The sequence below is a fragment of the Phenylobacterium deserti genome (genome assembly GCF_003254705.1).
In the GTDB taxonomy this organism is placed as follows: domain Bacteria; phylum Pseudomonadota; class Alphaproteobacteria; order Caulobacterales; family Caulobacteraceae; genus Phenylobacterium; species Phenylobacterium deserti.
On sequence record NZ_QFYR01000006.1, the window covers coordinates 76673 to 90812 of the forward strand.

Consider the following 14140-nt stretch of genomic DNA (forward strand, 5'->3'; position numbering starts at 1 on the left):
CTCTCAGAGCGCGTGGGCCCTGAGGTCCACGCCTGAGGCTTCGGCCTCGGCGACAGCCCGCGAGATCGCATCCAGCAGGGCTTCCGGCACAACCGGCTTGGCGATGTGACGGTCGGCGCCAGCTTCCAAAGCGGCGGCCACATGTTCGCTCATTGCATTGGCGCTCACGGCGAGGACCGGCGTGCGGCCGCGCAGCGCTTCCTGTTCGAAGTTGCGAATGCCTCGAATGGCGGTCAGCCCGTCCATGACCGGCATCTGAAGATCCATCAGAACGACGTCGAAGGCGCCTCGCTTGAAGGCTTCGAGCGCTTGCGCACCGTCCTCAACGGCCATCAGGTCGGCGTCGATCAGGCTCAGTATGACCTCGATCACCGCACGGTTCGTCGGATGATCGTCGGCCATAAGCACGCGGAGCGGCCGATCTGTCGGGCGGTCGTACACCTGGGGACCTCGGTTACCTGAGCGCGCAAGCTGCCATCGATGGGTAACCAAGTCGTTCACTTCAAATGCACCGGCAATTAACGGCTGCGGGCGTATGGCTCCGGCCATGCAAACGGGTCTGGCAGGCGAGCGGCGACTGACGGCGGCGGCGATGGCCGCGCCGCGTCTGCTCGTCGTTGACGACCTGGAAGATAACCGCATTGTCCTTGCCCGCCCGCTGCGTCGGCGCGGTTTCGAAGTCGTCGAAGCGCCCAGCGGCGCTGCGGCCTTGGCTGCGTTGGCAGAGCAGACCTTCGACCTTGTCCTGCTGGACGTGGTGATGCCGGAAATGGACGGCTTCCAGGTTCTGAAGGCGATCCGCGAGCGGTACGACGCGCTCGAGCTGCCGGTGGTGATGGTCACGGTCCGAGACGCAGGCGAGGACGTCGTCCGCGCCCTGCGTGAAGGCGCCAACGACTACCTCACGAAGCCGATCAATCTGGACGTCACCTGCGCCCGCATCGAGGTGCAGATCGGCCGCAAGCAGGCGGTCGAGCAGATCCGCGCTGAGCAGCCCGAGCTGACCCGGCTGATCGGCGAACTGCGAGCCCAGCTCGCCCAAGCGGAAGCGGCGACGCGCGCCAAATCCGAATTCCTGGCCAACATGAGCCACGAGATCCGCACGCCGCTGAACGGGATCCTCGGTATGGCCAGCGTGCTCGCCCGCGAAGAAGCGCCGAATGATCCGCGCCCGCTCGCCCTGACCATCGTGGAATCCGCACAAGCGCTCGAACGCCTTCTGTCCGACGCGCTCGATCTTTCCCGTGCCGAGGCCGGCAAGCTCGAGGTCCGACGTGAAGCCTTCGAACTGGCGCGTGTGGTGGAGCGTTGCTTCTCGCTCTTCGCGGCGAACGCCAGCGCCAAGGGCCTGACCTACAGCTGCGACATCGACGATGCGGTGCGTGTGGCCGCCTGGGGCGATCCCCTGCGGCTGCAGCAGATCCTCACCAATCTTCTGAGCAACGCCGTCAAGTTCACCGAGCAAGGCGCTGTGCGCCTTCGAGCCACACGGGACGGCGACATGTTCCGTTTCGAGGTCCGAGACAGTGGAATCGGCTTCGATCCCGCCCGCGCGGAGCAGCTGTTTGGCCGCTTCGAGCAGGCTGATGGTTCGATCGCCCAGCGCTTCGGCGGTTCTGGGCTGGGCCTCGCAATCTCGCGTCGACTGGCGGAGTTGATGGACGGCCGGCTCACCGCCGAGGCCGCACCAGAGCAGGGCGCGGCGTTCACTCTGCTGCTGCCGATGGAGACGGCCGCCCCGGCCTCCGCGTCGCCGCAGCTCACCGGAGGCCGCGACCGGCCGCTCCGCATCCTGGCCGCCGACGACCATGCGACCAACCGTCGTGTTCTTGAGCTGACCTTGGCGCCGCTCGGCGCGGAGGTGACCCTGGTCGGCGACGGCGCTCAGGCGCTGGAGGCCTGGGGCAGCGGCGACTTCGACCTCGTCCTGATGGACGTGCAGATGCCGGTGCTGGACGGCTTGAGCGCGATCCGCGAGCTGCGCCAGCGGGAGGCGAGGAGGGGGCATGGGCGCGTGCCGGTGATCGCCCTTTCGGCCCACGCAAGCCGACGTCACGTGCAGATGTCCTTGGATGCGGGCGCCGACCAGCACCTGACAAAACCTTTGTCGCCCGAGACCCTGTTCGCGAGCCTCCAGCAAGCGCTGGACGGGAGCCAAGCCGCTGAACCTTCCGTTCAGACCCGCTCCGCCGCCACTTGTTGGTGAACCACTAGGAGACGCAGGATCGCGGCGCCCCGACAGCTGGTCTCAGTCGCCTGCGGCAGGCGCGAGGGAGATGTCGACCATGATCTCGCCGGAGATGTCTTCCAGCGCCGCCTGAACGGCGGCGGCGTCCAATGCCGACGGCAGACGCAGCCGCGCGTCCATATGGAAGAGCGGCCCGCCTGAATGCGGCTCGACGCTCAAGCGAGTCTCGAAAGCTTCGATATTCGCGCCGAGCCGGCTCAACGCGGCCGTGACCTGATGCACGATGCCAGGCTGATCCTGGCCGACGACGCTGAAGCGGACAGCGTCCCCGGTCAGTTGGGGGCCTTCCTGGGCTGGCGCGATCCGCACCTCAAGTCCCTGGGCGTCGACCTCCCGCACCGCTGCGCGCAGCGTTTCGACGCCCTCCGCGTCGAGCTCGACCAGCACCGAACCGACGTACAGACCGCCGAGTTGGCTGAGATGGCTCTCGAGCCAGTTGCCGCCGGCGGACAGGACAGCCGAAGCCAGGGCTTGGGTCAGGCCTGGCCGATCGCTGCCGATGACGCTGAGGATCAAGGTGCTCATAGCCGACACTCGCTGAAGGACGGGGCAGCGACTTTAGCGCCCTAGAGCTTTCGAACGTACTCGTAGCTGATGGCCAGGGACTCGAAAGGCGGGCGGCGGTAGGGCGCTTCCTGCTCGACGAACCAGCTGCGCACGCCGGTGGCGCGGGCGGCGGCGAACACGGCCGGCCAGTCCACGACGCCGCGGCCGACTTCGGTTGAAGCCGGCTCCGGCCCGGTGGCGTTCGGACGAGTCGCGATGTCCTTGACGTGCAGAAGGTCGACCTTGCCCGCGTGCTTGCGCAGGAAGGCCACCGGATCAGCGCCGGCCACAGCCGCCCAACCCACATCCAGCTCCGCCCGCACGCCGGCCTTGATGATCTCCTCCATGGGGATGATCCCGCCGGCTTCGGCGAATTCCATGGCGTGGTTGTGGTAGGCCAGCTGCAGACCGGCTGCGCGGACCTTTGGCGCCGCCTCGGCCAGGAAGGCGATGTTCCGCTTCCAGTCGTCGGCGCTCATAGCCCGTCCCATGGCGCGGTTCCAGCTGCCGTCCGCACCGACCTTGGGTGGCGTGGTCGGATTGGGGGACGAGCAGACCAGCCAGCTGGCCCCCATCGCCTGGGCCGCGGCGATCTTGCCCGGCAGGTCGGCCATCAGGTCGCCCGCGTTGTGGTGGACGCTGTCACAGACGAGGCCTGCGGCTTTGACCGCGGCTGCGAACTCCGCCGGGGTGCGGCCGGCGTAGCCCGCCGTCTCCACCCGTTCGTAGCCGATCTGGCGGATCCGCTTCAACGTGCCCTCGACATCCTTCTGTATCTCGGCGTTGACGGTCCACAGCTGGACCCCAGCCCGTCGCTCGAAGCTGTTCGCCTGAGCGCGGGCTGCGCTGGCCCCGAGAAGAAGCGCGCCAGCTCCCAGCAGGGCGCCGCGCCGGCTCATCGCAAGGTTGGCGTCCATGGTCAGATCTTTCCTTCTTTCAGGAACGAGGCGGCGTAATGCGCCCCGCGCGCGGACATCGCCATGTAGCTCAGCGACGGGTTCTGGCAGCCGCCGGAGGCCATGCACGCGCCGTCCGTGACGAACAGGTTCGGCACGTCGTGCGCCTGGTTGTACTTGTTCAGCACCGAGGTGTTCGGATCGCGACCCATATGGGCGGTGCCCAGCTCATGGATGCCCAACCCGACGCCGCCGTAGTGCTTGAACACCTGGACGTCCTCGCAGCCTGCGGCTTCCAGGATCGCACGTGCGTCCGTGCCGATCTGCTCGATCATCTTCTGTTCGTTGGGCCCAAGGCCGCAGTCGATGTGCACCACCGGGATGCCCCACTGATCGACCTTGTTCTTGTGCAGGGTCACCCGGTTTTCCGGGCGCGGCAGCATTTCGCCGAAGCCGCTGATGCTCAGCTCCCAGTCGCCGGGTGAACGCAGGCTCTGCTTGAACTCGGCGCCCACGCCGGGGCTGTTCATGCCCCGCCGCCAGTTCGCCCGCTGCCCGCGACCCTGGAAGCCGAAGCCCCGAGTATAGCCGTCGCCCGGTTCGGTGACGTTGCGGTAGCGCGGGATGTAGAAGCCGTTCGGACGGCGACCGCGATGGTAGCGGTCATGGTGCCCCGGCACCCGGCCCCAGCCGCCCAGCCCGCTGAGGTGGTCCATCAGGTAGCGGCCGACCGCGTCGGAGCGATTGGCGATCCCGTTGGGGAAGGCCTCCGACTTGGAGTTCAGCATGATCTGCGCCGTGCCGATGGCCGAAGCGCAGAGGAAGATCACCTTGCCCTCATAGACCCGGCCTTGCTTGGTGACCGCATCGATCACCCGCACGCCGGACGCCTTCCCGGTCTTCGGATCGTAGATCACGCTGTGGGCGATGGCGTTGGTGACCACCGTCAGGTTCCCCGTGCGCTCGGCCGCCGGGAGCGTGGCGCTGAGGCTGGAGAAGTAGGCGCCGTACGAGCACCCGCGGTCGCACAGCGAGCGGTACTGGCACTGGCCGCGGCCGAGTTCCTGGTGGTGCGGCTTGGCTTCGGTGAGGTGGGCGCAGCGGCCGGTGATCAGGCGCCGAGTCGGCCAGCGGGCCTCCAGCTTGCTCTTGAACTCCTTCTCGACGCCGGTGAGTTCCATGGGCGGCAGGTATTCGTCGCCGTCGGGCAGCTGTTCCAGGCCATCCTTGGCGCCGGAAATGCCGGCGAACCGCTCCACATGGTCGTACCAGGGGGCCATGTCCTCGTAGCGGATCGGCCAGTCCGAGCCGTAGCCGTCCTTTTTGTTGGACTCGAAGTCCATCGGGCTGAGGCGATACGACTGCCGCGCCCACATGATGGAGCGCCCGCCCAGATGATAGCCGCGGATCCACATGAACGGCTTGTCTGGCGGGGTGGTGTAAGGGTGGTCGGAATCCTTGACCCACAGGTGCTTGGTGGCCGTGGTGAAGGCATAGCACTGGCTCTGGACCGGATAGTCGGCGTGGCTCTCGGCTTCGGAGACCATGCCGTAGTTCTGCAGCTCCCAGGGCTGCACGAAGTCGGTGTAGTCCGCCTGATGCTGCAGCGGCCTGCCGCGCTCGATCACCAGGGTCTTCAGGCCCTTCTCGGCGAGCTCCTTGGCGGCCCAGCCGCCGCTCATGCCGGAGCCCACAACAATCGCGTCAAAACTCATTACGGTACCCTCAGACGGCCCAGGCGCGGGTGTCCGGCCCAGCCGGGATCCACGGCTCCCACACGCCGGGAACATGCTCGTAGCGGAGCTCTTCGGTCGCGCCGGGCTCCGACAGGTAGTAGGTCATCATCACCAGCTGCTTGAGCTGCATGTAGCCGCGGTCCTGGCGGGCGATGGCGGCGGCGTCGTAGTCGCGCAGGAAGGCCAGCCGACCGGCCGCGGGCGCGGCGGGCAGGGGCGCGCCGAGCTTGGCTCGCGATTCGGCATCGAGGGCGTCGAGCGAGGCGACCAGCCGCTGCTGGGTTTCAGCAGACGCCCAGTCGGCGAGCAGGCTGTCGATGGCGTTCGGGACGCCCGCTTCGCGCGCGCCTGGCGTATCCGTTTTTGGGATGATGAGGGCGCTGACTTCATCAAGCAGCGCGAAACGCGGGGCACTGAGGAAGCGAGGCGCAGCGCCTTGAGCGAACGCCAGATCTGGCGCGCCCACCGCAGCTGCGCCGACCAGCACCAGCACGCTCTTCAGCAGAGCGCGCCGATCTAACGGCGACATGGAACCTCCCTTAAGCCGGCTTGTGCTGCCGACTATTTCGAGCATTCTTCCGATCGATTGACAGCGTTGTCCATAGGCAACGCCCGCCTCTATAGGCGCAAGAATAACCGGAGGAGACAAGGATGAAGGGGTTGGGCGGCCTGGCGCTCGCACTGAGCGCGCTGTTCTGGTTGGGGTTCGCTGGCCCGGCGCCCGCCGCAAGCGGGCCGATCCGGGTGCTGGTCTTCTCCCACTCGACCGGCTACCGCCACGCATCGATCGGACCCGGCGTCGAAGCTATCAAGGCCATGGCGGGCAGCAGCGGCTTCACCGTCACCACAAGCGAAGATCCAGCCGTGTTCTCGGACGCGAGCCTGCGTAACGTCGATGTCCTGCTCCTGCTCAGCACCAGCACCAACCCGAAGGACCCGGCTTCCGAGTGGTTCGTGGGCGAGCGCCGCACGGCGCTGCAGAACTTCGTCCATCGCGGCGGTGGCGTCGTCGGCATCCACGCGGCTTCGGATTCGCACTACCACTGGCCGTGGTACGGCCAGCTGATCGGCGGCTATTTCGTGAGCCACCCGAAAGGTACGCCGGAGGGCGAGGTCCGGGTGATCGACGGCAAGCACCCCAGCACGACCGGCCTGCCGAGCGTCATGCGCCGGACGGACGAGTGGTACTATTTCAACGACTATGATCCCCGGAGCCACCTGCTGGCGACCCTGGACCCGGCGTCCATCGGCGAAAAGGACGTCAATCCCAACCCGGTCTCCTGGACCCGGGAATTCGAGGGGGGGCGGGTCTTCTATACGGCGATGGGGCACACGCCCGAGTCGTTCCGGGACGCCAACTTCATGAAGCATCTGGCCGGCGGGATCCGCTGGGCTGCCAAACGTTGAGCGCGCGGCGAGGGCTGGCATGACAGCGTTGCCAGCTTCGCATTCTTCGGTTCTGCTGGGATGAGACGGGGCCGCCACGAAGCCCCCAGGGAGGAAGATGTGACGTTGGAACACCGCTCGATTGCGGGAGCTTCGGCATGAGCTCGCGCAATCGTCTTTTCCTGATGATGGTGCTGCAGCTCGCCATCTGGGGCGCCTGGGCGCCCAAGCTGTTCCCGTACATGACAATGCTCGGCTTCGGGGCAGGGCAGCAGGCGCTGGTCGGCAGCTCCTGGGGCATCGCCTCCATCGTCGGCATCTTCTTCTCGAACCAGTTCGCCGACCGCAACTTCGCGTCGGAGAAGTTCCTGGCGGTGAGTCACCTGCTGAGCGGCCTGTGCCTGGTCGGTACGGCCTTCTCCACCAGCTTCTGGCCCTTCTTCGCCTGCTACCTCGCCTACAGCCTGATCTATGTGCCGACGCTTTCCGTGACCAACACGGTGGCCTTCGCCAACCTGGCCAACCCCGCGCGGGACTTTGGCGCCGTGCGGATGGGCGGCACCGTCGGCTGGGTGCTGGCGAGCTGGCCCTTCGTGTTCCTGCTCAGCGCTCAGGCGACGGTGGAACAGGTCCGTTGGATCTTCCTGGTCGCTGCGATCATCTCCTTCGCCATGGCGGCCTATTCCCTGACGCTGCCGCACACGCCCCCGCGAGCGGAGGGCGCGGTGGACAAGCTCGCCTGGCGTCGCGCCATCGGCCTGCTGCGCAAGCCCTATGTGCTGGTGCTGTTCCTCGTCACCTTCATCGATAGCGTCGTGCACAACGGCTACTTCGTCATGAGCGACGTCTTCCTCACCTCGCGAGTGGGGATCGCGGGCAACCTGTCGATGCTGGTGCTGAGCCTCGGCCAGATCGCCGAGATCCTGACCATGTTCGTGCTGGGCGCGGTGCTGGCGCGGCTGGGCTGGCGTTGGACCATGATCATCGGGATTCTCGGCCACGGCGCGCGCTTCCTGGTGTTCGCCTTCGCGGCCGACAGCGTGCCGACGATCATCTTCGTCCAGCTGCTGCACGGCGTTTGCTACGCCTTCTTCTTCGCCACCGTGTACATCTTCGTGGACGACGTCTTCCCGAAGGACGTTCGCGTCAGCGCCCAGGGTCTGTTCAACCTGCTGATCCTCGGCGTCGGCATGGTGGTGGCGAGCTTCCTGTTCCCCAGCCTGATGAAGAGCATGACGGAGACGGTGACCACCGCCACCGGCGTACAGGAGGTCGTCGACTTCCAGAGCCTGTTCATGATCCCGACGGCGCTCACCTTCATCGGCGCCCTGATGCTGGCCTTCCTCTTCAAGCCGCCGACCCGCGGTCCGGCTTCGGCTGATGAGGAGCAGGAAAGCCCCTACCTCGCCCTCGATCCGGGAGCCGCCAAGCCATGAGCCGCAGCAGCCATCCTCCTGTCCGCATGGCCATGGTCGGCGGCGGCCCGGGCGCCTTCATCGGCCCGGTTCACCGCATGGCTGCCGAGCTGGACGCCCGCATACAGCTCGTGGCTGGCGCCTTCAGCCGCGACACGGAGAAGTGCCGTGCGGCCGCCGCCCTTTGGGACGTCGCGCCGGACCGCGCCTACGCCGATTACCGCGACATGATGCGGGCCGAGGCGGCGCGGCCGGACGGCGCGCAACTGGTGGCGATCGTGACGCCCAATCACCTGCACCTTCCGGTCGCCCAGGCGGCTCTGGAAGCCGGCCTGCACGTCATCAGCGACAAGCCGGCCACGGCCACGCTCGATGAGGCCCTGGAGCTTCGGCGCGTGGTGGAGGGCTCGGGCCGCCTGTTCGGCCTGACCTACACCTACACGGGCTACCCCATGGTTCGGGAAGCGCGCGAGATCGTCCGTCGTGGTGATCTCGGCCGCATCCGCAAGGTGGTGGTGGAGTACAGCCAAGGCTGGCTTTCCGAGCCCATCGAACAAGCCGGCGACAACAAGCAGGCCGGCTGGCGCACCGATCCAACCGAGTCGGGCGCGGGCGGCTGCAGCGGCGACATCGGGGTTCACGCCTTCAACATCGCGGAGTTCGTCAGCGGCCTGCAGGTGGAGCGGGTTTGCGCAGACCTTTCCACCGTGGTGCCGGGCCGTGCGCTCGACGACGATTGCAACGTGCTGCTTCGCTTCCAGGGCGATGTGCCTGGCGTGCTGGTGGCCTCCCAGATTGCGGCCGGCGATCGCAACGGCCTGCGCCTGCGCGTTTACGGCGAGAAGGGCGGCCTCGACTGGAGTCACGAGAGCCCGAACACCCTGACGCTGAACTGGCTTTCCGCGCCCACACAGACCCTCCACGCCGGGTCCGGCTATCTGTCCGACGCCGCCGTCGCGGCCACGCGCCTGCCGACGGGCCACCCGGAAGGCTTCATCGAAGCCTTTGGCAATATCTACCGCGACTTCGCCGAAGCGATCGCGACAGGAACGCGGCCGGACACCGTGCCCGGCATCCTCGCGGGCGTGCGCGGCATGGCTTTCATCGACCGCGCCATTCTTTCGAGCCGGGAAGGCTCGACCTGGGTCAGCCTTCAGGAGTTCGCAGCGTGAAGACCATCAAAGGACCCGGCATCTTCTTGGCCCAGTTCGTCGGCGCCGAGCCGCCGTTCGACAAGCTGGAGACCCTGGCCGACTGGGCTGCGGGCATGGGCTACGTCGGCCTGCAGCTGCCGACCGGGGTCGGCGGCCTGTTCGACGTGGAGCTGGGTGCTGAAAGCCAGACCTACTGCGACGACATCAAGGGCATGCTGGCCGACAAGGGCCTGCAGGTCACCGAGCTCTCGACGCACCTGCAGGGGCAGCTGGTAGCTGTGCACCCAGCCTACAACGAATTGTTCGATGGCTTCGCACCGCCAGAGCTGCGCGGCAATCCGAGCGCTCGGCAGGAGTGGGCGGTCCGCCAGGTCAAGGCCGCTGCGATCTCCAGCCGCCGGCTCGGGTTGAACGCCCATGCGACCTTCTCCGGGGCGCTGGCCTGGCCCTACGTTTACCCGTGGCCGCAACGGCCGGCGGGGCTGGTGGAAGAGGCGTTTGCTGAACTCGCGCGTCGCTGGAAGCCGATCCTCGACGTCTTCGACGAGAACGGCGTCGACGCCTGCTACGAGATCCACCCGGGCGAGGACATCCACGACGGCGCAACCTACGAGCGCTTCCTGGAGGCGGTCGGAAACCACCCGCGCGCCTGCATCCTCTACGATCCGAGCCACTACATCCTGCAGCAGCTCGACTACCTGGCCTTCATCGACATCTACCACTCGCGGATCCGCGCCTTCCACGTGAAGGACGCCGAGTTCCGGCCAACGGGGCGCTCGGGCGTCTATGGCGGCTACCAGGGCTGGGTCGACCGGCCGGGTCGGTTCCGCTCGCTGGGCGACGGGCAGGTCGACTTCAAGGCTATCTTCTCGAAGATGGCGGCCTACGACTACCCAGGCTGGGCCGTGCTCGAGTGGGAATGCGCGCTGAAGCATCCGGAGGACGGCGCCCGTGAAGGCGCGCCCTTTATCCGCGACCACATCATCCGGGTGACGGAGCGGGCGTTCGACGACTTCGCCGCGTCGGGCATCGACGCCAGTCTCAACCGGAAAGTGCTGCTCGGCGAAGCCTGAAACCCGCAAAGACGGGGACTGGCGTACAAGGGGGGATCTGATGCGTAGCCGAAGCCTTCGGGCGATTGCGGCCGCTCTCGCTGCGGCGGGGCTGGCGAGCGGCGCTCCGGCGCCTGGAGGAAACGGCTTCGCGCCCGCCTCGCAGGATTGGCCCGCCTACGGCGGCAATCCGGCAGGGCAGCGCTATTCGGCGCTCGCCCAGATCACACCAGCGAACGTGGCCAGCCTTGCGCCGGCCTGGCGGTTCGACACGGGCGAGGGCGAGCTTCAGACCCACCCGCTGGCCATGGACGGCGTAGTGTTCGGCTTCACGCCCGGACTGAAGGTGGTGGCCATCGATGGCGCCTCCGGGCGCCAACTGTGGCGGTTCGATCCCGGACTTGAGGGCACTCAGCCCTCCCGGGGCTTCGCCTGGTGGACCGACGGCAAGACCAAGCGGCTGTTCGCCGGCGTCATGAACAGGCTCTATGCCCTCGATCCCGCCACCGGGCGGCCCGACCCCGCCTTTGGCAAGGGCGGCATGATCGACCTGCGCGAGGGCTTCGAAGGCGATCCGGCCCGCCAGGCGGTCTACAACACCACCCCGGGCGTGATCTTCGGCGACCTTATCATCCTGGGCTTCCGCACTTCCGAAAGCGCGCCCGCCACGCCGGGCGATATCCGGGCCTATGACGTGAGGACCGGCGCCCTGCGTTGGACCTTCCACACTCTGCCAAAGGCCGGCGAGCCTGGGCATGAGACCTGGTCGCGCGATCCACGGACGGTGAGCGGAGCTGCGAACAACTGGGCCGGGATGGCGCTCGATCGCGCCCGCGGCATCGTCTACGTCCCCACCGGCTCAGCGGTGAACGACTTCTACGGCGCGGATCGGCTGGGCGATAACCTCTACGCCAACAGCCTCCTCGCCCTCGATGCGCGGACTGGGAAGCGCATCTGGCACTTCCAGGCTGTCCACCACGACATCCTCGACCGAGACTTCCCTTCGCCGCCGGTGCTGCTCACCGTGCGGCAGAATGGGCGGTCCATCGATGCTGTCGCCCAGGCGACCAAGCACGGGGCGCTCTTCGTCTTCGACCGCGTCACGGGGCATCCGCTGTTCCCCATCGAGGAGCGGCCGGTTCCGGCCAGCACCGTGCCGGGCGAGCGGGCCGCGCCGACCCAGCCGATGCCGCTGAAGCCTGCCCCCTATTCGCGTCAGCAGCTCACCGAAGACATGCTCACGCGCCGCACGCCCCAGGCGCACGCCTGGGCTGTCGAGGCGTTTCGCAAGCTGATCAACGGCGGCCCCTTCCAGCCCCTGTCCGTGGGACGCGATTCCGTCGTCATGCCCGGCTATGACGGCGGCGCTGAGTGGGGCGGCCAAGCGGTCGATCCCAAGAGCGGCGTGCTCTTCATCAACGCCAACGACATGGCCTGGCTGGGCTCGCTGCGGGAGGCGGCGAGCGGCGGCGGGGCGGCTGGGGAGCGGACCTATCAGGCCCAATGCGCCGTCTGTCATGGCGCCAACCGTGAAGGCGCGCCGCCCAATTTCCCAGACTTGCGCGACGTGACCCAGCGGCTCACGGAAGCGCAGATCGACTACATCATCCGTCAGGGCCGCGGGCGTATGCCGGGCTTCCCGCAACTCAGCGACGTGCAGCGGGAGGAGGTCGTGGAGTTCCTCGCCGGCCGCACGCCGCAAGCGGGCGAGAAGCGGGAGGTGAGCAATGGGCCGGAGCGGGCGCCCTATCGCTTCACCGGCTATCGGCGGTTCAACGACCCGGATGGCTACCCGGCCGTCGCCCCTCCGTGGGGAACTCTGAACGCCATTGATCTGAACACCGGCGAGTACCTGTGGCGGATCCCGTTCGGCTCCTATCCGGACCTTGCCGCCAAGGGTCAGCCCGACACGGGGTCCGAGAGCTACGGCGGCCCGATCGTCACCGGCAGCGGCCTTCTGTTTATCGGCGCGACCGTGCATGACCGCATGTTCCGCGCGTTCGACAGTCGCACGGGCAAGCTGCTCTGGCGCCAGGAGCTGCCGTTCGCCGGAACCGCGACGCCGATCACCTACATGGCTGGCGGGCGTCAGTATGTGCTGATCGCCGCAAGTGGTGGGCGCAACAAGGCGGGGCCGCAAGGCAGCGCCTATGTGGCCTTCGCCCTGCCTGCCGGGCGCCGGGCCAACTGAACCGACCACGCTTGTATGCAGGCGATGACAGCGTCGCATCCGGGCGCCAAGGTGCGCCGCCATGACAAAGCCGCACCTTCTGCTGATCGCCGCCCTGCCGCCCTGGTTCCACCAAGAGCTGGAGCAGCGGTTCGAGGTGCACGGGCCGTTTGAGGGTGCGGCCGCCGAAGCCTTCTGGGCGGGGCAGGGGGCGCAGGTTCGGGCGGTGGTGACCACCGGCTCGCACGGCGTCGCCAATGCGGTGCTGGACGCCCTTCCGGGGCTGGAGATCGTGTCGGCTTATGGCGTCGGCGTCGATCAGATCGACCTGCCGCATGCCAAGGCGCGCGGCGTGACCGTGACCAACACCCCCGATGTTTTGACGGACGATGTTGCGGACCTGGCGATCGCCCTGACCCTGGCTGTTCAGCGCCGCATCGCCGCCAACGACCGGTTTGTGCGCGACGGCCGATGGGAGAGCGGAGAGCGGGTCCCACTCGGACGCAAGGTCAGCGGTTCGCGAGTGGGGATCCTAGGGCTTGGCCGGATCGGTCGGGCCATCGCTCGGCGCTTCGAAGGCTTCACGGACCAGATCCGCTACCACAGCCGCAACCCTGTGGAGGGCGCACCCTATCCCTACGAAGCCAGCGCCGAAAGCTTGGCGGCGTACGCCGACATCCTGGTCGTCGCCACGTCCGGCGGACCCGAAGCACGTCGGCTTGTGGATGCAGAGGTGCTGGCGGCTTTGGGCGCGCAAGGCGTGCTGATCAACATCTCACGTGGCGCTGTGGTCGATCAGGATGCGCTTGTGTCAGCGCTTGCGGAAGGCAAGCTGGCGGGGGCGGGGCTCGACGTGTTCGAGGACGAGCCGAACACGCCGCACGCGCTGTGGGCCATGGAGCAGGTGGTGCTGCAGCCGCACCAGGGCAGCGCCACGGAGGAGACCCGCCGAGCCATGGGCGAGCGGGTGCTCCAGAACCTCGATGCCTGGCTTGCCGGGCGTGAGCCGCCCGACCGAGTCGTCTAGGCGGCGGCTTCCGGAGAGGCGCGCACGCCGCCCCAATAGGCCTGTCCGCGCCGATCCAGCACCAAGTCGCCGGCTGACAGCCGCCGATCCACGGCGCCGGCGTACGGGATATCCGTCACCGCCACGTAGTCGCCGCTGGGCAGCCGGCGCACGAGGAGAACGACAGCAGGCTTGCTGGTCTGGTGAAGGCGCACCGAGCTGCGCACGGTGTTGGGGTCCAGGCCCATGCCGTCTTCCAGCTGGGCTGCGCGTTGCAGAACCGTGCGCAAGGAGATCGGCCGCCCGATCTCGGTGACGCAGGCCAGCGCACGCGAGCGCAGCGATCCGGGTTGGCAGACGATGTCGCCGCCAGTCCAGATCACATGAAGATCGATGGGGGTGCGGACCAGCGCGCTGGTCAACACGGCGTCAGGGACCAACTCGGCTGAGCGATGCCGCAAGTTACTACCTCCCTAAGCTCGGATCCCGTCGTTTAGCGGGATCATCGTCGTTGTCTTAACGTGTATACAA

At 67.5% G+C, this 14140-nt stretch carries 13 protein-coding genes; 7 read left to right on the forward strand and 6 right to left on the reverse strand.

Annotated elements, in window-relative coordinates; genetic code table 11:
• Positions 1-3: 3 nt before the first annotated feature.
• Positions 4-549: a response regulator gene (locus DJ018_RS18560; protein WP_240609618.1), complete on the reverse strand. Its 546-nt coding sequence runs from the start codon at positions 547-549 to the stop codon at positions 4-6.
• Here DJ018_RS18560 and DJ018_RS18565 point away from each other — a divergent pair.
• Positions 548-2206 (forward strand): response regulator, encoded by a 1659-nt coding sequence (locus tag DJ018_RS18565; protein WP_240609620.1) that lies wholly within the window; start codon positions 548-550, stop codon positions 2204-2206. The genes DJ018_RS18560 and DJ018_RS18565 overlap by 2 nt on opposite strands.
• Positions 2207-2248: 42 nt before the next feature.
• On the opposite strand, the gene DJ018_RS18570 is transcribed toward DJ018_RS18565, so the two are convergent.
• The 4 genes from DJ018_RS18570 to DJ018_RS18585 are packed head-to-tail and all read right to left on the reverse strand — an operon-like array spanning position 2249 to position 5955.
• Positions 2249-2773: a glycine cleavage system transcriptional repressor gene (locus DJ018_RS18570; protein ID WP_111516477.1), complete on the reverse strand. Its 525-nt coding sequence runs from the start codon at positions 2771-2773 to the stop codon at positions 2249-2251.
• Positions 2774-2814: 41 nt separating this feature from the next.
• A complete protein-coding gene (locus DJ018_RS18575; protein WP_111516478.1) occupies positions 2815-3711 on the reverse strand; it encodes a sugar phosphate isomerase/epimerase family protein in 897 nt (298 codons plus the stop codon).
• Between the two features lie 2 nt (positions 3712-3713).
• Positions 3714-5405 carry a GMC oxidoreductase gene (locus DJ018_RS18580; protein ID WP_111516479.1) on the reverse strand — a complete coding sequence of 564 codons (1692 nt, stop codon included), beginning with the start codon at positions 5403-5405 and terminating at the stop codon, positions 3714-3716.
• A gap of 10 nt (positions 5406-5415) precedes the next feature.
• Positions 5416-5955, reverse strand: a complete 540-nt coding sequence (locus DJ018_RS18585; protein ID WP_165842978.1) for a gluconate 2-dehydrogenase subunit 3 family protein — start codon at positions 5953-5955, stop codon at positions 5416-5418.
• Positions 5956-6077: 122 nt separating this feature from the next.
• Between DJ018_RS18585 and DJ018_RS18590 the strand changes: the two genes are divergently transcribed.
• The 6 genes from DJ018_RS18590 (at position 6078) to DJ018_RS18615 (ending at position 13630) form a co-directional block, all read left to right on the forward strand.
• Positions 6078-6833, forward strand: a complete 756-nt coding sequence (locus tag DJ018_RS18590; RefSeq protein ID WP_111516480.1) for a ThuA domain-containing protein — start codon at positions 6078-6080, stop codon at positions 6831-6833.
• Positions 6834-6970: 137 nt separating this feature from the next.
• On the forward strand, positions 6971-8248 hold the full coding sequence (locus tag DJ018_RS18595; RefSeq protein WP_111516481.1) for an MFS transporter: 1278 nt from the start codon (positions 6971-6973) through the stop codon (positions 8246-8248).
• A complete protein-coding gene (locus tag DJ018_RS18600) occupies positions 8245-9399 on the forward strand; it encodes a Gfo/Idh/MocA family protein (protein WP_111516482.1) in 1155 nt (384 codons plus the stop codon). Before DJ018_RS18595 ends, DJ018_RS18600 begins: the two co-directional genes overlap by 4 nt.
• A complete protein-coding gene (locus tag DJ018_RS18605) occupies positions 9396-10454 on the forward strand; it encodes a sugar phosphate isomerase/epimerase family protein (protein WP_111516483.1) in 1059 nt (352 codons plus the stop codon). The genes DJ018_RS18600 and DJ018_RS18605 overlap by 4 nt, the downstream gene beginning before the upstream one ends.
• A 40-nt stretch (positions 10455-10494) precedes the next feature.
• Positions 10495-12624, forward strand: coding sequence for an outer membrane protein assembly factor BamB family protein (locus tag DJ018_RS18610; RefSeq protein ID WP_111516484.1), 2130 nt, complete (start codon positions 10495-10497; stop codon positions 12622-12624).
• Between the two features lie 61 nt (positions 12625-12685).
• Positions 12686-13630 carry a 2-hydroxyacid dehydrogenase gene (locus DJ018_RS18615; RefSeq protein ID WP_111516485.1) on the forward strand — a complete coding sequence of 315 codons (945 nt, stop codon included), beginning with the start codon at positions 12686-12688 and terminating at the stop codon, positions 13628-13630.
• Here the strand turns inward: DJ018_RS18615 and DJ018_RS18620 are convergent.
• On the reverse strand, positions 13627-14070 hold the full coding sequence (locus DJ018_RS18620; RefSeq protein ID WP_111516486.1) for a hypothetical protein: 444 nt from the start codon (positions 14068-14070) through the stop codon (positions 13627-13629). The two genes, DJ018_RS18615 and DJ018_RS18620, sit on opposite strands and share 4 nt — an antisense overlap.
• Between the last annotated feature and the right edge of the window lie 70 nt (positions 14071-14140).

Coding starts and splice junctions, on each gene's coding strand:
- DJ018_RS18565 (WP_240609620.1), top strand. CDS start 548: ATGCAAACGGGTCTGGCAGGCGAGCGGCGACTGACGGCGGCGGCGATG.
- DJ018_RS18560 (WP_240609618.1), bottom strand. CDS start 549: ATGGCCGGAGCCATACGCCCGCAGCCGTTAATTGCCGGTGCATTTGAA.
- DJ018_RS18570 (WP_111516477.1), bottom strand. CDS start 2,773: ATGAGCACCTTGATCCTCAGCGTCATCGGCAGCGATCGGCCAGGCCTG.
- DJ018_RS18575 (WP_111516478.1), bottom strand. CDS start 3,711: ATGGACGCCAACCTTGCGATGAGCCGGCGCGGCGCCCTGCTGGGAGCT.
- DJ018_RS18580 (WP_111516479.1), bottom strand. CDS start 5,405: ATGAGTTTTGACGCGATTGTTGTGGGCTCCGGCATGAGCGGCGGCTGG.
- DJ018_RS18585 (WP_165842978.1), bottom strand. CDS start 5,955: ATGTCGCCGTTAGATCGGCGCGCTCTGCTGAAGAGCGTGCTGGTGCTG.
- DJ018_RS18590 (WP_111516480.1), top strand. CDS start 6,078: ATGAAGGGGTTGGGCGGCCTGGCGCTCGCACTGAGCGCGCTGTTCTGG.
- DJ018_RS18595 (WP_111516481.1), top strand. CDS start 6,971: ATGAGCTCGCGCAATCGTCTTTTCCTGATGATGGTGCTGCAGCTCGCC.
- DJ018_RS18600 (WP_111516482.1), top strand. CDS start 8,245: ATGAGCCGCAGCAGCCATCCTCCTGTCCGCATGGCCATGGTCGGCGGC.
- DJ018_RS18610 (WP_111516484.1), top strand. CDS start 10,495: ATGCGTAGCCGAAGCCTTCGGGCGATTGCGGCCGCTCTCGCTGCGGCG.
- DJ018_RS18615 (WP_111516485.1), top strand. CDS start 12,686: ATGACAAAGCCGCACCTTCTGCTGATCGCCGCCCTGCCGCCCTGGTTC.